Origin of the sequence: Candidatus Microthrix parvicella Bio17-1 (genome assembly GCF_000299415.1) — a bacterium.
In the GTDB taxonomy this organism is placed as follows: domain Bacteria; phylum Actinomycetota; class Acidimicrobiia; order Acidimicrobiales; family Microtrichaceae; genus Microthrix; species Microthrix parvicella.
Map to the genome: position 1 here is coordinate 46,161 of NZ_AMPG01000006.1, position 17,007 is coordinate 63,167.

Genomic DNA, 17,007 nt, shown 5'->3' on the forward strand with positions numbered 1-17,007 from the left:
ACCCCGGAGACCTGGCCTCACGGGATCTGTTCATGCCGACGGGACCTTGAGGTACTTCTCGATGTTGGACCGCAGCGCAGCCTCGTCCATGGCCCCGAGCCGGCGGTGGGCCAGGGTGCCGTCGGTGTTGATGAACAGCGTCATCGGTAGCGCCACCAGGTCGAGCGCGTTGGAGTGGACCTGCTCGGGGTCCTCGGCCAGCGGATAGGTGATGCCCAACTTGTCGGCGAATGGCTGCCCGTCGGCCTTGGACTCCCCCGAATCGATGCCCACAAAACTCACGCTGTCCCCCAGGTCCTGGTGGACCGCCTCGAAATCGGGCATCTCCCGGAGGCATGGCGTGCAAGTGGAAGCCCACACGTTCACCACCATGGGGCGGTCGAGTAGGTCGTCAAGCGTGGTGGTGGTGCCGTCGAACAACTTCAGGTCGAGGTTGGGCACGGGGTTGCCCACCTCCAGCGAACCCGCTGCCGCTCCGGTGTCCTGGGGTGTCAGAAACTCCTCGTCCGGGACCGCGTCGCTGGACCCCTTGTTGGTGAACGTGACGACAGCGATGGCAATGGCGAACGCGATGACGAGCGAGACGGCCGTGATGGCAGCCATATCACGGCCGGACAGCCGCAAACGGCTTGACCCGGGTGGCGCCTTGGCGGCGCCCTCCGGAGCGTTGCTGGAGTCCGTCTGGGGGGTTGCCGGGCCCTCGGGCGGAGGGGAATCGGGGGTGGGGGTGGTTCCGCTCACGAATGTCACGGTACCGCCCCCAGCCGCCCCGACCCCTTCGCGCCCGGCTCAGGCGCTGAGCTGTTCCCGCAGGTGTTCGGGGATCGGCACCTGGGGCAGGTGCTCCTCTGGCCGGGGAACCTTGGGTGGGCGGCCTCGCGCCCGCTTGAAGTGGACAACCTTGCCGCCCACAAACAGCTGGCCGCCCCAGACGCCGAACTGCTCGTTGCGGGCGATCGCCGTCTCCAAGCAGTCGGTGAGCACCGGGCACCCGGCGCAGAGGCTCTTGGCCACGGCGATGTCGGCCAGGTCGTCGGAGAAGAACAACCGGGTCACCTCGCTGGTGGAGGCGGCGCAGGCAGCCATGACCTCCCATCCGGGAGTGCCCGCGTCCAGGACTGGAACGGGTTGGGCTGCTTCGTGACGAGCGAGTTCGGTGACAGACATCTTTGTTTCTTTCTCGGAGTGGGATCGGGAGCAGGGATGGATTTGGCGGGATCGGGGGCAGCGGGATCGGGGGCAGGGTGACTCGCTGCGAAAATGCAGAAAGGCCGCCGGTTCCCGTGTTGGGATCCGGCGGCCTCGGTGGAGGTTCTTGGTTGATCCTGTTGGATCAACCAGCACCTCGTGGCAGTCGGATCCCGACGTCAATCGGGTTGGCGTAGGCGTCGGCCGGCTTGGTCCCGGCGTGCAGCGAGTAGGACGCCTTGGCGTGCCACGTGCCGGGGACAACGGTTGCCAACGAACGCCCGGACATCTCGCCCAGCGTGCGATGTGCCGATGCGTTGCATCGCCGGATCGCTACGTTGAAGGCGGATGCAAACATGGCTGACCTTTCGCAGGGGTGTCCAGGACCGAACGTCCAGGGTGGAACCAGATGAGAAAACCACTTGGCGGCCACCCCGTCAACCTCTTTACAAGAATATCTTCGAACCGGGCCCCCGATCCGTGCCGAGCTTCCGGGTTGATCGGTTCGATAGCTTGCGGCGCGTGCAGGATGCTCCTCTCGGCCAGTCCAACCGACCGACCGTCACGTTGCGGGTGCCCCCCGCCGGTTGCGAGCCCGACCGTCGAGCTCGTCTCGACACGATTGTTCGGCTCTGCGACGTGGCGCTCTGGGACCTCGACGTGCCCATGGAACCGGCCCCGGGTGCGGTGTGGGTCGTTCGCCGCACCGTCCTGGAGGTGCAGCGCTGGCCGGTGGCAGCGGAGACGCTTTCCGTCTCGACGTGGGCATCGGCAGCGGGTCGGGTGTGGGCCGAGCGGCGGATCGACCTGACAGGTCAGTGTGGTGCCGGCGTTCGTCTGGCCACCCTGTGGGCGTCGGTCGACCCGATCAGCGGGCGTCCCACCCGTCTGTCCGGGCTGCCGGGCGTTGCCGATCCGAGGCGGAGGGTCCCCATCGGTTTGACCCACCTGGAGCCTCCCGACGGATCGACGTCACATCTTTGGCCGATCCGCCGGAGTGACATTGACGTGCTGAACCACGTAAACAACTCGGTGATCTGGACGGCGTGGGAGGACACCGAATGCGGAGCCGTCGCATCGGTCGGAGCCGGGGGCCGCTTTGAGACCGAGTACCGATCCCAGCTCTTTCACGGTCCTTGTGAACTGACCAGGTCCCCCGATGGCACTCAGGTGTGGCTCGGCGTCCCAGGTGAGCGCCCAGCGGTGTCCGTCCGTTCCGTCTGAGTAGCGCCGTCGACGCGGGCTGGGCTCAGTCGGTGGGTTGAGTGACTGGCAGAAAGACCTTGGAGCGCCAGTAGCGCAGCTCCTCCACGCTTTCCAAGATGTCATCGAGGGCCCGGTGACTGGTGGCCTTTCGAGGCAGGTCGGAGAGGGCCTGGGGATACCACCGGCGGGCCAGTTCCTTGATGGTCGAGACATCAACCGACCGGTAGTGCAGGTACTCCTCGATCTCGGGCAGGTAGGCGGCGAGGAAGCGCCGGTCGGTTCCAATCGTATTACCGCAGAGAGGCACGGTTCGGGCCTTGGGGGCGTGGGTCCTGATGAAGTCCAACGTGGCGGTGCCCGCCTCCTCCAGGGTGACCGTGGACTCGGCGATGGCATCGAGGAGGCCGGAGCTGGTGTGCATCTTCACCACAACCGGGTCCATGTTGGCCATGGCCTCCGGCGGCTGGTGAACCACCAGGTCCGGTCCTGCAGCGACAATGTTCAGATCGTCGTCGGTCGCCAGCGTGGCGATCTCCACGATGACATCGGAAGTGTGATCCAAACCGGTCATCTCAAGGTCCATCCAAATGAGCACAACGTGGATCGTACGCCCAGTGGGCGCAGGTCGTGATTCGGCGGCCATGATGGCACCATGGCGAATGACGCGATCGTTCAATCCGACACCCACCTGGCACCCAACGATCCGGACGGTGAGCCTGGCGCGGGGGAGGTCGGCCCTCTGGAGATGCAGGTTCGCCAGATCGATCCCGACCTGGCGCTGCCGGCCTATGCGAAGCCGGGCGATGCCGGGCTGGATCTGCGCTCGACGATCGATGTGACCCTCGATCCGGGCGGCGGACGTGCATTGGTTCCGACCGGCCTTGCTGTGGCCATCCCGGCCGGTCACGCCGGGTTTGTGCTACCCAGATCCGGGCTGGCGCTGCGGTCGGGGGTAACGGTGACCAACGCCCCGGGACTGATCGACGCCGGCTACCGGGGGGAGCTCCGGGTGATCCTTGCCAACACCGACCCACATGAGGCCGTGGAGGTCAAGCGGGGCGACCGCATCGCGCAGTTGGTGGTGCAGCGGGTCGCTCACGTGACGCTGGTGCCGGTGGACGAACTGTCCCCCAGCGAACGTGGCGAAGGCGGCTTTGGTCACTCGGGCCGTTGACCGACCGCGACAGCCCGGTGCTGGGCGATGCCGGTGTGGCCCATTGCCGTCTTACCCGTGTGCGGGGGTTGCCGGGGCCCGAAGTTCCATCTTGACGACCGGTTCGCCATCGATGCTTCCGATGGTCTGCATCGGCCCGGGTCGAACGGCGATGCGGTGGGCGGGGTCCGTGGAGTCGGTGACTGCGGGCGGGACCTCCACGTCCGAGCGACGTGCATAGGCCATGAGGACCGGACGGCGATCGTTCGACGTGCCGTCCCATTCGACAGCGGTCAGGAACCGTTCGCCCACCCCTGAACCGGCGTTGACGTAGCGCCGGTAGCGGCTGTTGGTGCCCGGGTCCCACGGGCCGTCTCCGGGGACATGGGTGTGGCCCAGCACCAGCCATGGTCCGGCCTCCTCGCCGAAACAATCGGCGAATGCTTCGTGAATTTCCGTCTCGTTCAGGGTGAACTGATCCCGATCCATCGAAAATGGGCCCCGAATCGACCGCAGCCGGTTACCTGCCCGCCCCCCCAGGAGGGCTTCCCGGGCTTCGCTGCCGGTGATGCCCAGCTCGTGCCCGCGCAGGTCGGCGATCGAGTTGGCCAGCCAGGTGACGATGCGGCCTCTCCAGGCACCCCGGGGGCCGTTCCACGGGTCGGTGAGGTGACCGTGGGTCAGCACCGCCTCGGGAGTTTCCCCTGGTTCTCCCAACGAGATCAGATCCTGTACCGCAAAGCCGGGGATGATCAGGCGCAGGGCCAAGGCGACCTCCGGTCGGCTCAGCGAGTCGTCGTGGTTCCCGCTGATGCGCCAATAACGCCCCTGCGAGGCAAACTGGTCGGCGATCGTGGCGTAGGTCGCTGCGTGATTGTTGACGATCTGGCGAACCTGATTGCGGGCTGCGGCGTGGCTGAACCGTTGGTCGATCGGCCACAGCGCCGCGCCGAGAAGTCGAAGGCCATCGATGGCGGCACCGACGGCCGAACCGCCGACCATCCACAGATCTTCGACGTCGCCGGCCTCGACGAGCCCCCAGCCGTGTTCGCCGTAATGGTCCAGGAGCACGCCGTACAACCGATCGGTACGTTGCATGCGAGGCCAGTCTCTGGCGCCGGGGAGGCTCCTGTGGAGATCGCTGGTGATGACATAGCACTCGTTGGGGTCGAGATGAATGTTGTTGCCCAGCACAGTGGGGTCACTCGCCGAGAGGGCTCCCGGCAGCCGCTGCGCGCGCCGCCGGTTGGCGGCGGTGTCCAGCGGCAGCGTTCCGAACATGGCTGCGGCGAACGCCGGCAACACCGGCAGAAAGCCGGCCAGCTTGGTGGCCGCCCATGCTTTGGTGACAGCCTCGTCCGGCAATGTCGAGGCGCGTTCCATGAGGGCGTCAATTGCAGCTTCGAGGCGCGTGCGTGGCCTCGTGGGAGTGACAGGTCGGTTGGTTGCCTGCGCTGGGGCATTTGCTATCGGCTTCATATCGAGCCTCGCGCTCGGGTTGGGGGTGGTCAGACCGGGGCGAGGCAGGGTAGTTCCTGAAGGTGATACGTACTCCATGCATTCGAGGCGTTGGCAATATCGATGAGAGACCGCTCAGGGGTTGATGTGACTTCACACCAGCTCTGCCGATGCGTCGGGAGGTCTCATCATGGTGGTCACGGTTAGATTCGCTTCGTTGAACTCTTGGGGAGAGCTGCCATGTCTGAAAACCCAACCGCCTGCCTGCCGCTGAATGGGACGGCGGCGCTGATCACCGGTGGTGGCAGCGGCATCGGTTTGGCGGCGGCTGCTGCGTTGGTCGCCGACGGTGCCGACGTCACGTTGATGGGACGAACTGCGGCGAAGCTGGAGGCCGCAGCCGTCGTGTTGCGGGCAAACGCACCTGAGGGCGTTCGGGTGAGCGCCTACGCGGGAGATGTCACCGCTGATGCTGATGTGGCGGCCGCTGTTGGCTTGGCTGACGCCGAGGGACAGCTGCGCATCGCCGTGGCGTCGGCGGGCGACGGCACGATGGGGCCGGTGGTGGCCACCTCGACCGACGAATGGAACCGCGTGATCGGTGTCAGCCTCACCGGGGTCTTTCTGACGTTTCGGGAGGCGGGAGCGGCGATCGTGCGCAACGGCGGCGGATCGATGGTGGCGGTGTCGTCGGTGGCCAGCCGGCTGACCCACCGGTTCATGGCGCCATATTCGGTGGCCAAGGCGGGGGTCGACATGCTGGTGAAGGTGACCGCCGACGAACTGGGTCAGGCGGGTGTGCGCGTCAACGCGGTCAATCCTGGGATCATTCGCACCGAGTTGGTGGCGATGATCGAGGAGGACTCCTCGGTAGGGCAGAGCTACCTGACCAACACCCCGTTGGGTCGATTCGGTGAGGTGGACGACGTGGCGCCGCTGATCCGGTTCTTGTGTGGGCCCGAGTCGGGGTTCATCACCGGCGAGACCGTCGGCGCCGACGGGGGCCACCACCTGCGCACTGGGCCCGACTATTTGGAGTGGGCCGAAGGGTTGTACGGGGATGCCGCCCACGGACGGGTTCCTGCTCCTGAGTGAGCGGGGTTCGGTCCGCGGTGTGCCGGACGCTGCCTCGGGGCAGGACGCCGACCTTGGCGCATCCCCTCTGGGGTCTTAGCCGGTGTGGAGGCGGCGGAGGGCTGGGACCCCTACTGCGATGCCGACGATCAGGAGCGCCGTGATCGCTTGGCTGCGGTCGGCATCGATCAGGCCGGGGGTGGCGACGAACACGCCGACGGCCGCAAGCGCCGCCGTCAACAGGTCGGCGGCGACCTGCCGCGGCCTGATCGGCGTCGACGTCCGGCCGAAGCACCCGCAGCTGATGTTGGCGCCGTTGCGATGCAGTAGCGCCAGCAGTGCTGCAAACGCCAGGTAGACCGCAGCGATCAAGCCCCACAGTACGAAGCCGCCGACTACCAGCGCACCTGCGCCCAGCAAAATCTCGAGCACGCCCAACACCAGTGGCGCACGAGCCGAGGTCAGCCCGATGGCAGCGAGTACATCGGCCATCGTGTCGGGGTGGCGCACTTTCGACGCCCCAGCGACCAACAACAGCCCTGCGGCGAGGTAGGGGAGGAGATCCAACGCCGCCATGCGGGTGAAGGCTACCGACCCACTCACGAGTCGCCGAAGCTCGAGATGGCGGCGGGGCCCTTGCCCGAGGTTGCCGACGGTCGGGCAGGGATGGCGGCACACCCCGAAGGCAGCTGTACCTTGGCGCCGTGACCTTCCCCGGTAGACGCCAGTTCACGCTCGTGGCCACGTTGACGCTGCTGGTTCCGCTGGCAGCGTGCGCCGATCGGGATGTCGCCCAGGCCGACGACTACGGATCGCCGTTGGTGGCGGTCGAGGTGGAAGCGGTCGAGGTGGCGAGCCTGCCGCAACCCACCGAGTTGGTGGGGAGCAAGGATGGAACCCTGCTGGTCGGTCAGCGCACCGGTGTGGTGACACGCATCGACCCCGCCGGCAAGGTCGAACCGAGGGTGGTTGTCGACGTCTCGGACGACGTCGCCGAAACCGAAGGCGAAAGCGGCTTCCTGAGCATGGACCTGTCGGCCGACGAGGACGAGTTGTACATGGCCTACACGCGGGCGTCCGACGATGCGACCAGGCTGATGGGGTTTAAAATGAACGGAGACGGCACGGCGGAGACGCCGGGGCAAGAAATTCTGGTGGTGCCGCAGCCGGAGACATCTCACAACGGTGGCCGGGTGTATCTCGATGACGGCGGCCTGCTGTGGTGGGGGCTCGGGGACGGCGGGTATGGCATCGGCGCCAAGAATGGTCAGGATCCGGCAACATTCCTTGGGTCGATGATCCGTATCCGTCCCACCCTCGGCGGTGATGCGCCGTACGAGGTTCCCGATGACAATCCGTTCGTGGACGGCGTCACCCCGGACGGCTCGCGTGCGGCGCCCGAAGTGTGGATGTACGGCATGCGCAACCCGTGGCGCTTCGACTTCGACCCCGAGTCCGGTGACCTGTGGGTTGCAGACGTGGGAAAGGAGGACTCCGAAGAGATCAACCTGCTGCCGGCGGATGAGGGTTTGGGGAAGGGAAAGAACCTCGGCTGGGATCTTCGGGAGGGCACCTTGCCGGTGGCTGACGGCGGTAGTGACGATCCACCCGTCGACCTGGTCGATCCCGTCTTCGAGTACGCCCACGATGAAGACCGATGCGCCGTGATCGGGGGTCTGTCGGTGCATGATGCTCCGAGTCTCCCCGACTTGAACCGCGTTTTCCTTTGGGGTGACTGGTGTGAGGGGCGACTCTTTGGGCTCGCCAACAACAAAGGCACGGTGAACGAACTGGACTTGGAGGCCTCGATTCCGAAGATCACCAGCTTTGGCCGCGGGGTCGACGGCGAGATCTATGCGGCGTCGGAGCGCAAGGACCTCGTCTGGCGACTGCAACAGGTCGGGTGAGGTTCCATTGCGCCGGCGATGTGCCTAGACTGATGGTCGTGAACACGCTCACGGGACTGCTCCTTAGTTAAGGCGGGATCTTCCAAGAGCGCGCCCGCCCGCACCCCCCGCCCTCCAGGTCGGGGGGTTTGTTGTTTTTGGCAACGTCTCCCCCCGGCCTCGTGAATTCCACCCCGAGCAACGATCCAGCCACGAGACCGCACCCGAACCCACCGCCAAGGAACCCAGCTATGCCCCCAGTAAACGTCACCCCAAAGAAGATGGCATTCGACAAGTACGAGCCGTGGATCCCCGTGCAGCTCGCCGACCGCACCTGGCCCGATCAGCGAATCGAACGGGCCCCGATCTGGTGCTCGGTCGACCTGCGCGACGGCAACCAGGCGCTGATCGACCCGATGGATCCGGTGCGCAAACTGGCCATGTTCAACGAGTTGGTCAACATGGGCTTCAAAGAGATCGAGGTTGGCTTTCCGTCGGCATCTCAGCCCGACTACGACTTCGTTCGGCAGCTGATCGAAGATGACCTGATCCCCGATGACGTCACCATCCAGGTTTTGGTGCAGTGCCGCGCCGACCTGTTGGAGCGCACATACGAATGCCTGGAGGGGGCCCCACGGGCCATCGTCCACTTCTACAACTCGACCAATCCGCTGCAACGCGAGGTGGTGTTTGGGCTGGATCAGGCCGGCATTATCGATGTGGCCACCACGGCGGCACGTATGGCCCGCAAGCTCGAGGACCGCATCCCCGACACGCAGGTGAGCTACGAGTACTCGCCGGAGAGCTTCACCCTGACCGAGCCCGACTTCGCCATCGAGATCTGCGAGGCGGTGATGGAGGTCATCGAGCCGACGCCCGAGCGGCCCATCATCCTGAACCTGCCCGCCACCGTCGAATGCTTTACCGCGAACGTGTACGGCGACTTCATCGAGTGGTTCGGCCGCACCATTTCCCGGCGTGACTCGGTGGTCATCTCGCTACACCCCCACAATGATCGGGGCACCGGCGTGGCCGCAGCCGAGTTTGGGCTGATGGCCGGTGCCGACCGTCTGGAGGGCACGCTGTTCGGTAACGGCGAGCGCACCGGAAACCTCGACCTGGTCAACGTGGCGATGAACATGTTCGCCACCGGCGTCGACCCCGAGTTGGACATCACCGACATCGACAAGCTGCGCCGCACGGCCGAGTACGCCAACCGGCTGCCGGTGCACCCTCGGCATCCCTATGCGGGCGACCTGGTGTACACGTCGTTCTCCGGCAGTCACCAGGATGCGATCAAGAAAGGCTTCGCTGCGCTGCCCGACGACTACGAAACCTGGGGTGTTCCGTACCTGCCGATCGACCCTCACCACGTTGGCCGCACCTACGAGGCGGTCATTCGGGTCAACAGTCAAAGCGGCAAGGGCGGCGTTGCCTACGTGATGTCCGAAGAACACGGGTTCAACCTGCCCCGGCGCATGCAGGTGGAGTTCTCGAAGACCATCCAGAACATCACCGAAGACTCGGGCACCGAGATTGATCCTGCGACGATGTGGGAGGCGTTCGAGCGCGAATACCTGCCGACGCAGCCCTTCTTTCAGCTGGTGAGCCACGAATTGCACACCAAGGAAGGCGTCACCAAGGTGACCGCCCAGGTGCGTCGCAACGGCGATCATCACACGGTTGTTGGTGAGGGCTCAGGCCCGGTGGGGGCGTTGGTGAAGGGGCTGCGTGCCGAGTTCGAGGTGGACCTCGATGTCGTCGACTATGCCGAGCACGCCATCGGTGCCGGATCCGGCGCACGGGCCGCCGCCTACGTCGAGTCGATAGGTGAATCCGGCCGGCCTCGATGGGGGATCGGGGTCGACGCCAACATCACCACCGCTTCGTTCAAGGCGGTACTTGGTGCCCTGGAGCGCCAGCTGCGCTGATCCGGACGGCCTGGTTAGCCTGCGGTGACAGGTGGTCAACTGACGCGTTTGGAGCATGTATGACTGCGCAACCCGCCGCACACGCACCCTCAGGTGATTCACCCGAGCACTCCGATCATCACTCCCACGCACCCGCCACCCGCTCCTCGGGACGTTCCGGGACCAACTGGCAGGTGCATCACCACCGCGACGTCTCCGGCGGCGCAGCAAGGGCGGCGGTGTTCGGCATTTCTGATGGACTGGTCTCCAATACGGCGCTCATCCTTGGCGTGGCAGGCGCCAACCCGCCCGCTAACACGGTGTTGGTGGCCGGCTTGGCCGGGTTGGTCGCAGGGGCGGTGTCGATGGCAGCCGGCGAGTATGTGTCGATGCAGGCACAGAAGGAGCTCATCCAGCGGGAGCTGAGCGTCGAGGCGGCGGCGATCAAAAACCATCCCGAGAGCGAACACCGTGAGCTGGTGAGGTTGTACCGGTCGCGTGGGGTCGATCGTCAGACCGCCGAGCGAATGTCGACCCAGGTCATGGCCGACCCCGAGCTGGCTCTTGAGGTGCACGCCATGGAGGAGTTGGGTCTGCATGCGGAGTCGATCGGCTCGCCATGGCAGGCGGCCGGGTCGTCGTTTGTCGCCTTCACGGTTGGCGCCATCGTGCCGCTGGTGCCGTGGATCATCGGCTCGGGTACGGGCGCCATCGTGGCGTCGGTGCTGGCGGCCGTGGTCTTGTCAGCAGTGGTCGGCGGGTTGCTGGCGAGGTTTACCGAGCGATCGGTGGTGCTGTCCGGCCTGCGGCAGGTGCTGATCACCGCATTCTCGTGCCTCATCACCTTCGGTATCGGCTCGGCGGTCGGTGCCAACGTCTAAGGGCCGCGACGCCCAGGGTGTTGCACCGGTGCCGTTTTCTCCGCCGGTTCGCTCCTGGTTCGAGGCTGCTTTTCCCGAACCGACGTTGGCGCAGGCTCGGGCCTGGCCGTCGATTGCCGCCGGCGAACACACGTTGTTGTGTGCCCCGACCGGGTCGGGCAAAACCCTCGCCGCGTTTCTCTGGGCCATCGACCGCATCGGATCGGCCCCGAGCCGGGAAGCCGGTGGCACCCGGGTGGTGTACCTGTCGCCCCTGCGGGCCTTGGCCGTCGACATTGAAAAGAACCTTCGCAGCCCGATCCGCGGCATCGAACTGGCGGCCCAGCGGGTGGGTGGGTCATTTGTCGCCCCTTCGGTGGGGTTGCGCACCGGCGACACGTCGCCGGAGGAACGACGCAAGATGGCCAAGCGGCCTCCCGACATTCTGGTCACCACCCCCGAGTCGCTCTACCTGCTGTTGACCTCGGCGGCGCGGGATGGCCTGGCGTCGGTGGAGACGGTGATCGTCGACGAGATCCACGCGCTGGCCCCCACCAAGCGCGGCGCCCACATGGCGCTCAGCCTGGAACGCCTTCACACCTGGGTCACGGCCCACGGGTACCCGACCCCCCAACGCATCGGCCTCTCGGCCACCCAGCGTCCGCTGGAGACCGTGGCCGACTTTCTGGGCGGGCGCGACGTGGACGGGGCGGTGTCCAAACCACGGCCGGTGCGCATCGTCGACGCGGGTATCACCAAGGAACTCGACCTGGAGGTTCGGGTCCCGGTCGAGGACATGGCGTCGCTCGGCACCATCGTCGAAGAACCCCAGGCGGGCGCTGCGGCGGCCGGACCCCAGCGGCGCAGCATCTGGCCCTCGATGCATCCGGCCTTGCTTGAACTGGTGGAGCAGCACAGATCGACGCTGATCTTCGTGAACGCTCGGCGTATGGCCGAGCGCCTGTCAAGCCGCCTCAACGAACTCCACGACGAGGCGATCGCATTGAAAGCCGAAGCGACGGATGGAACGACGGGGTCGCTTCAGCCTTCTCGGTCAGACGTGGTTGCCGCCGGGGCCGAGTCGATCGGCACGTCCAACCCGGACGGTGTCGAGCTGGTGAAGGCCCACCACGGGTCGCTGTCGCGTGAGCGTCGGCTGATGATCGAGGACGAGCTGAAACGGGGCACCCTCGCCGGGCTGGTTGCCACCTCCAGCCTGGAGCTGGGGATCGATATGGGGGCGGTCGACCTGGTGATCCAGGTGGCCTCACCAGGCTCGGTGGCCGCCGGCCTGCAACGCATCGGCCGGGCGGGCCACCAGGTGGGTGTTCCATCGCGGGGACGCATCTTTCCTCGCCATCGTGCCGACCTGCTCGAGACGGCGGTGGTGGCCGAGCGCATGCACTCCGGTGAAATCGAGCACACCAAAATCGTTCGCAACCCGTTGGACGTGCTTGCCCAGCAGTTGGTGGCCACGGTGGCGTTGGAAGACGTCAGCGTCGAAGGTTTGTACGCATTGGCTCGGGGCACGGCCAACTTTGCCGAACTTTCGGAGGTCCAGTTTCGCAACACGCTGGACCTGGTGTCGGGTCGCTACCCGGCCGAGGAGTTTGGGGGGCTGTCCCCGCGGGTGGTGTGGGACCGTACCGACGACGTGGTGCGGGCCCGGCGGGGCACCCAACGAATCGCCGTCACCTCCGGCGGCACGATCCCCGACCGTGGTCTGTTCGCCGTCGTGCTGCCCGACGGCACCCGGGTGGGTGAACTCGACGAGGAGATGGTGTACGAGAGTCGGGTTGGCGAGACCTTCCTCCTTGGTGCCACCACCTGGCGGATCGAGGACATCACGTTCCAGAAGGTCGTGGTCACGCCTTCGCCCGGAGTGCCGGGCAAAATGCCTTTTTGGCATGGTGATGGTCCAGGCCGCCCCGCGGAGCTGGGTCGGGCGGTCGGTGCGTTCGTGCGCGAGCTGCGCTCAAGTACCGAGTCTGAGGCCTCGACTCGTCTGCACGCGGCGGGGTTGGACCCGTGGGCCACCGACAACCTCCTTGGTTATCTTCGTGAACAGGCCGAGGCCACCGATGTGGTGCCCGACGACCGCACCATTGTGGTTGAGCGGTTTCGCGACGAGATTGGCGACTGGCGCGTCTGCGTGCTGTCGCCTTTCGGCGGTCGGGTGCACGCACCCTGGGCGGTGGCATTGCGTCAACGCCTGGCCGACCGCTGGGACTCAGAGCTGGGTGAGGGCGCCGTCGAGGTGATGTGGGCCGATGATGGCATCGTCATCCGACTGCCCGAGTCGGTGGACGAGCTTCCGCTTGAGGAACTGATGATCGACCCGGACGAGGCCGAGGCCCTGGTGGTGGCGGCGTTACCGTCCACTGCTGCATTCGCCTCGGCCTTCCGCGAATCTGCGGCTCGCTCGCTGCTGTTGCCCAAGCGTCGTCCAGATCGACGCACCCCGTTGTGGCAGCAGCGCCAACGGGCCGCCGACCTGTTGGGGGTTGCCGCCAAGTATCCGCAGTTTCCCATCCTGTTGGAGGCCACCCGAGAACTGTTGGAGGATCACTTCGATCTCCCGGCGCTGCGCACATTGTTGGGCGATCTGGCGCAGCGACGAACCCGCCTGGTGGCCGTCGACACCGACAGCGCCTCGCCGTTTGCTCAGTCACTCGTGTTCGGGTGGGTGGCGGTGTACCTGTACGAGGGTGACGCCCCGTTGGCCGAGCGTCGGGCCGCGGCATTGGCCCTCGACCGAGACCTACTCGCCGACCTGCTGGGCTCGGAGGAACTGCGGTCGTTGTTGGATGCCGACGTGGTGGCCGCCGTCGAGCTGGAGCGTCAGCGGTTGGCCGACGGCCGGCGCGCACGCGACGGCGACGAGGCCCACGACCTGCTGCGAGCCCTCGGGCCGCTGGCGGCCGGCGACGTCGAGGTTCGCAGCCAGGGGGATGCCGCCACGGTCGCCACGTGGATCGACGAGTTGGTGACCGCCCGACGCGTCTATGAGGTGAACGTTGCCGGCGAGGCACGCCTCGCTGCGGCCGAGGATGCGGGGCGGCTGCGCGACGCGCTCGGCGTGCCGGTGCCGCTGGGGCTACCCACTGAGTTCACCGAGGCGGGCCCCACGCCGGTGCGTGACCTGGTCGGCCGCTACGCCCGCACCCATGGGCCTTTCACCGCCGTTGAATTGGCCGCCTGGTTTGGCTTTCCACTCGACGTGGTTCGGGTCACCCTGGAGGCGCTGGCATCCGACGGCGTCGTCACCTCGGGCGAGTTTCGCCCGGGGGGTGCAGGCACCGAGTGGGTTGACTCCGAGGTGCTCCGCCAGCTGCGCCGCCGCAGCTTGGCGGCCCTGCGGCGCGAGATCGAGCCGGTCGACGGCGACGCGCTGGCTCGTTTCCTGCCCGCCTGGCAACACGTCGGCAGCCGCCGAACCGGCGCCGATGCGGTGGCCGATGCCGTCGAGACGCTGGAGGGCGCCGCCCTGGCCGTCTCGATCCTTGACGCCGACCTGCTGGGCGTGCGCGTGCGCGACTACAGCCCGTCGATGCTCGACGAGCTGTGCACGTCGGGTGAGGTGGTCTGGGCTGGTGCCGGGTCGCTGGGTGCCAGCGACGGGCGTATCAGGCTGGCGTTCCGCGACCGGGCGGCGCTGCTGTTGCCCGACCCGATCGAGGTACCCGACGAGCCCCATCACGTCGCAATCACCAATCACCTGGCCGCCTCGGGGGCGTCGTTCTGGAGCGATCTGAAAGCCGCCATCGCCACCGCCGAGTTGCCCTACGACGACCCGACCGTGCTGGAAGCGCTGTGGGATCTGGTGTGGGCAGGCGCCGTCACCAACGACTCGCTTGCGCCGGTCCGGTCGCGCGTGGCCGCCGGGCCGCGTCGCCGGGCCGCGGGCGGCGGGGCCGGGAAACGTGGTGGTCGAGCCGGGCGTCGGGGCGCTGGTCGCCCTCGGGCCGGACGCATCTCCAGGCTTGGTCCACCCGCGGCTGCGGGCCGCTGGTCGCTGGTGGCGGGGTTGACCGGCGGCGCCCGGGCAGCGGCCGGGTCGAGTTCCGTGGAGGTGCGCACCGCCCGGGCGATGAGCCTGCTCGACCGCTACGGGGTGCTCACGCGGGAGATGGCGCTGGCCGAGGGTGCCGAGGGTGGCTTCGCCGGCGTGTACCCGGTGCTCAAGTTGTTGGAGGAGCGGGGCGAGGTGCGCCGCGGCTACTTCGTCGCCGGCCTGGGGGCTGCTCAGTTCGCTCACGAGGGTGCCGCCGAACGACTGCGCACTGAACGCGAGTCGGTCCCGACCGAACCTCAGGTGCACACGCTGGCGGCGGTCGACACCGCCCAGCCCTACGGCGCAGCTCTGGCCTGGCCCGACTCGTCCGGCAGCCCGACCCGCACCGTGGGTGCCCACGTGGTGCTCATCGATGGTTTGCTTGCTGCGTATCTCGACCGTGGCGGCCGCACCCTGATCACCTTCCAGAGCGGCGACGGAAACGACAGCAGCGACAGCCGTGGGAACGCCGCTGCCCGAACCGAGCTGTGGGTGCCCGCCCTGGCCCGGTTGGTCAACGATGGCCGGGTCGCCAGGATCGAGTTGGGCACCATCGATGGCGAGCCGTCGTCGTCGCACCCGCTCGCCAACACCTTCAAAGCGGCTGGCTTCCAGACCGGCTATCGGGGCCTCACCCTCCGCTGATACGTCAGGTTGGTCAGTGTGGTGGCCGATCTGGGTTGGCTCTGCGTCCAAGAGTTGCCTCCAGGAGTGCCCACATGGGGGGCTCAGAGCTGCCTGCCCGGGCTCCAACGAGGTCGGTGTGATTTCAAGCCAAGTGCGCCTCCTCAGGAACAAGTTGTGCCACCCCTGTTTCCATCGATCAGGCGTGACACGGCATCGTCAACGGAGACGGCAGACCGGATGGAGGTCGCATCAGGATTCCGGTGAAGCCATGATCGTACCGCTTCGAATCGCCGTTGGACCTTGGCAGCGCCAGATCAGGTCGATCAGCGGTGACGTTTCGCTGGGCTCGGTGAGGATCACGTCGCTGACGACCGGCCGCCCAAGTAGTTGTGTCGAACTGGCGGTCAGCATGAAGTCACCTACCCGGATCGGGTAGAGCGCATCAGCGGTCGCAGCGAGTTCGTCGGGTGCTTGGCGACACCGGACGATGTCGGCGCGCAGGTAGCTGAGTGCAGCGACGCGAGAGACCCGACGGTGACCGTGAGCGCCCTGCGTCCGCCGAAACGGGATCTCGCCACTCTTGAGGAGCCGAATCAGGGTCGGCCTCGACCCACCGATCAGGCGCGCGGCCTCCTCGGCCGTGAGGCCATCGCGGCGGTCTTCCGACAAGAGGACTGCCCTCCAGGCCGCAGTAGACCGACAGCTTCGGAGAGGTTCGATGGGTCGAAGGTGGTCAACCCCTTCGGGGGACAGGATCAGTCGGCGATGAACTGGACCGATTGACGGGCGGCCACCACCGGTTCGACGTGCTCGGTAACCACCGCACGGTGTGCGGGGTGTGCAAGGTAGGTGCGCCACGCGCGCTCGTCGGCGAACTCTCCGACCAGCGCCAGGGTGGCGTTGTCGTCGCGCAGGCCGAGGTCCTCGCCCACCCGATACGAGAGAATCTCAGGAATCTGGGCGGGGAGCCCACGTAGGGCCTCGACCAGGCCCTTGACCTCGGCCGGGCGGGCGTCGGGGCGGACCGTCATCAACAGCACGTGGCGGAACATGGGAACATCCTTCCATGACCAACGAAACCTCTGCGACCGCCGACGCGTCTGGAACTGCGACGTCAGGCAGCCTTGCTCGGGTGGCACGGGCTCTTGAGGCTGCCGGTATCGACGCCGAAGTTCGGCACTTCGACGAATCGACACGCACCGCAGCGGATGCTGCCGCGGCGCTCGGAGTGCATCAGGCCCAAATTGCCAAGACACTGGTGTTTTTGGCCGACGGTGAACCCATGGTGGTGGTGATGGGCGGGGATGATCGGGTGGATACTGCGGCGTTGGGCACGGTGCTGAACGGGGCGATGATCGGCCGGGCGGACGCGGACGCTGTGCGCCGCGGCACCGGCTTCGCCATTGGTGGGGTGAGCCCTGCCGGACTGCCCGGTGGCCTCACCGTGCTGGTCGACCGCTCGTTGAGCGACATCGGGGAGATCTGGGCGGCCGCGGGCACCCCAACGAGCGTGTACCGCACCAGTTTCACCGAACTGCTGATGGTGACCCGCGGGCGAGAGGTGTCGGTGGCCCAGCAATGACCGAAGGCC

Annotated in this window: 16 protein-coding genes; 8 read left to right on the top strand and 8 right to left on the bottom strand. The window is 66.9% G+C overall.

From position 1 onward, the window contains the following. Nucleotides 1-30: 30 nt before the first annotated feature. The 3 genes from MPARV_RS0118065 to MPARV_RS24990 form a co-directional block, all read right to left on the bottom strand. Nucleotides 31-741, bottom strand: coding sequence for a TlpA family protein disulfide reductase (locus MPARV_RS0118065; protein WP_155852532.1), 711 nt, complete (start codon nucleotides 739-741; stop codon nucleotides 31-33). A 48-nt stretch (nucleotides 742-789) separates the two neighbouring features. Next, the gene (locus tag MPARV_RS0118070) at nucleotides 790-1,167 is read right to left on the bottom strand and encodes a WhiB family transcriptional regulator (RefSeq protein ID WP_012228995.1); all 378 of its coding nucleotides are present in this window, start codon (nucleotides 1,165-1,167) and stop codon (nucleotides 790-792) included. Nucleotides 1,168-1,333: 166 nt separating this feature from the next. Continuing rightward, nucleotides 1,334-1,546 (bottom strand): hypothetical protein, encoded by a 213-nt coding sequence (locus MPARV_RS24990; RefSeq protein WP_012228994.1) that lies wholly within the window; start codon nucleotides 1,544-1,546, stop codon nucleotides 1,334-1,336. Nucleotides 1,547-1,710: 164 nt separating this feature from the next. On the opposite strand from MPARV_RS24990, the gene MPARV_RS0118080 reads away from it, so the two are divergent. Continuing rightward, on the top strand, nucleotides 1,711-2,412 hold the full coding sequence (locus MPARV_RS0118080) for an acyl-ACP thioesterase domain-containing protein (RefSeq protein ID WP_020379253.1): 702 nt from the start codon (nucleotides 1,711-1,713) through the stop codon (nucleotides 2,410-2,412). A 25-nt stretch (nucleotides 2,413-2,437) separates the two neighbouring features. Here the strand turns inward: MPARV_RS0118080 and orn are convergent, their stop codons facing one another. Then, nucleotides 2,438-2,989, bottom strand: a complete 552-nt coding sequence (orn, locus tag MPARV_RS0118085) for an oligoribonuclease (RefSeq protein ID WP_012228992.1) — start codon at nucleotides 2,987-2,989, stop codon at nucleotides 2,438-2,440. A 57-nt stretch (nucleotides 2,990-3,046) separates the two neighbouring features. On the opposite strand from orn, the gene dut reads away from it, so the two are divergent. Continuing rightward, nucleotides 3,047-3,568 carry a dUTP diphosphatase gene (gene dut / locus MPARV_RS0118090; RefSeq protein ID WP_012228991.1) on the top strand — a complete coding sequence of 174 codons (522 nt, stop codon included), beginning with the start codon at nucleotides 3,047-3,049 and terminating at the stop codon, nucleotides 3,566-3,568. Nucleotides 3,569-3,619: 51 nt separating this feature from the next. On the opposite strand, the gene MPARV_RS0118095 is transcribed toward dut, so the two are convergent. Next, nucleotides 3,620-4,930: a metallophosphoesterase family protein gene (locus tag MPARV_RS0118095; RefSeq protein ID WP_020379255.1), complete on the bottom strand. Its 1,311-nt coding sequence runs from the start codon at nucleotides 4,928-4,930 to the stop codon at nucleotides 3,620-3,622. Nucleotides 4,931-5,245: 315 nt separating this feature from the next. Between MPARV_RS0118095 and MPARV_RS0118100 the strand changes: the two genes are divergently transcribed. Further along, nucleotides 5,246-6,100, top strand: coding sequence for an SDR family oxidoreductase (locus MPARV_RS0118100; protein ID WP_012228989.1), 855 nt, complete (start codon nucleotides 5,246-5,248; stop codon nucleotides 6,098-6,100). Between the two features lie 75 nt (nucleotides 6,101-6,175). Here the strand turns inward: MPARV_RS0118100 and MPARV_RS0118105 are convergent, their stop codons facing one another. Continuing rightward, nucleotides 6,176-6,655, bottom strand: coding sequence for a MauE/DoxX family redox-associated membrane protein (locus tag MPARV_RS0118105; protein ID WP_020379256.1), 480 nt, complete (start codon nucleotides 6,653-6,655; stop codon nucleotides 6,176-6,178). A gap of 128 nt (nucleotides 6,656-6,783) precedes the next feature. Between MPARV_RS0118105 and MPARV_RS0118110 the strand changes: the two genes are divergently transcribed. The 4 genes from MPARV_RS0118110 to MPARV_RS0118125 all read left to right on the top strand — a co-directional run bounded on the left by MPARV_RS0118110 (nucleotide 6,784) and on the right by MPARV_RS0118125 (nucleotide 15,434). Next, a complete protein-coding gene (locus MPARV_RS0118110) occupies nucleotides 6,784-7,986 on the top strand; it encodes a PQQ-dependent sugar dehydrogenase (RefSeq protein WP_020379257.1) in 1,203 nt (400 codons plus the stop codon). 230 nt (nucleotides 7,987-8,216) lie between these two features. After that, on the top strand, nucleotides 8,217-9,896 hold the full coding sequence (leuA, locus tag MPARV_RS0118115) for a 2-isopropylmalate synthase (protein ID WP_031279222.1): 1,680 nt from the start codon (nucleotides 8,217-8,219) through the stop codon (nucleotides 9,894-9,896). Between the two features lie 59 nt (nucleotides 9,897-9,955). Beyond that, the gene (locus tag MPARV_RS0118120) at nucleotides 9,956-10,756 is read left to right on the top strand and encodes a VIT1/CCC1 transporter family protein (RefSeq protein WP_012228982.1); all 801 of its coding nucleotides are present in this window, start codon (nucleotides 9,956-9,958) and stop codon (nucleotides 10,754-10,756) included. 28 nt (nucleotides 10,757-10,784) lie between these two features. Next, nucleotides 10,785-15,434 carry a DEAD/DEAH box helicase gene (locus MPARV_RS0118125; RefSeq protein WP_020379259.1) on the top strand — a complete coding sequence of 1,550 codons (4,650 nt, stop codon included), beginning with the start codon at nucleotides 10,785-10,787 and terminating at the stop codon, nucleotides 15,432-15,434. Nucleotides 15,435-15,665: 231 nt separating this feature from the next. On the opposite strand, the gene MPARV_RS23115 is transcribed toward MPARV_RS0118125, so the two are convergent. Together MPARV_RS23115 and MPARV_RS0118135 are read right to left on the bottom strand one after the other, a co-directional pair. Next, the gene (locus tag MPARV_RS23115; RefSeq protein WP_020379260.1) at nucleotides 15,666-16,085 is read right to left on the bottom strand and encodes a helix-turn-helix domain-containing protein; all 420 of its coding nucleotides are present in this window, start codon (nucleotides 16,083-16,085) and stop codon (nucleotides 15,666-15,668) included. An 86-nt stretch (nucleotides 16,086-16,171) separates the two neighbouring features. Beyond that, a complete protein-coding gene (locus MPARV_RS0118135; protein ID WP_012228978.1) occupies nucleotides 16,172-16,468 on the bottom strand; it encodes a Dabb family protein in 297 nt (98 codons plus the stop codon). A gap of 14 nt (nucleotides 16,469-16,482) precedes the next feature. On the opposite strand from MPARV_RS0118135, the gene MPARV_RS0118140 reads away from it, so the two are divergent. After that, nucleotides 16,483-16,998, top strand: a complete 516-nt coding sequence (locus MPARV_RS0118140; RefSeq protein ID WP_012228977.1) for a YbaK/EbsC family protein — start codon at nucleotides 16,483-16,485, stop codon at nucleotides 16,996-16,998. Nucleotides 16,999-17,007: the final 9 nt, after the last annotated feature.

Excerpts from the sequence above, each read along its gene's own strand:
- MPARV_RS0118070 (WP_012228995.1), bottom strand. The coding sequence starts at position 1,167 with ATGTCTGTCACCGAACTCGCTCGTCACGAAGCAGCCCAACCCGTTCCA.
- MPARV_RS24990 (WP_012228994.1), bottom strand. The coding sequence starts at position 1,546 with ATGTTTGCATCCGCCTTCAACGTAGCGATCCGGCGATGCAACGCATCG.
- dut (WP_012228991.1), top strand. The coding sequence starts at position 3,047 with ATGGCGAATGACGCGATCGTTCAATCCGACACCCACCTGGCACCCAAC.
- MPARV_RS0118095 (WP_020379255.1), bottom strand. The coding sequence starts at position 4,930 with ATGGAACGCGCCTCGACATTGCCGGACGAGGCTGTCACCAAAGCATGG.
- MPARV_RS0118100 (WP_012228989.1), top strand. The coding sequence starts at position 5,246 with ATGTCTGAAAACCCAACCGCCTGCCTGCCGCTGAATGGGACGGCGGCG.
- MPARV_RS0118105 (WP_020379256.1), bottom strand. The coding sequence starts at position 6,655 with ATGGCGGCGTTGGATCTCCTCCCCTACCTCGCCGCAGGGCTGTTGTTG.
- leuA (WP_031279222.1), top strand. The coding sequence starts at position 8,217 with ATGCCCCCAGTAAACGTCACCCCAAAGAAGATGGCATTCGACAAGTAC.
- MPARV_RS0118120 (WP_012228982.1), top strand. The coding sequence starts at position 9,956 with ATGACTGCGCAACCCGCCGCACACGCACCCTCAGGTGATTCACCCGAG.
- MPARV_RS0118135 (WP_012228978.1), bottom strand. The coding sequence starts at position 16,468 with ATGTTCCGCCACGTGCTGTTGATGACGGTCCGCCCCGACGCCCGCCCG.
- MPARV_RS0118140 (WP_012228977.1), top strand. The coding sequence starts at position 16,483 with ATGACCAACGAAACCTCTGCGACCGCCGACGCGTCTGGAACTGCGACG.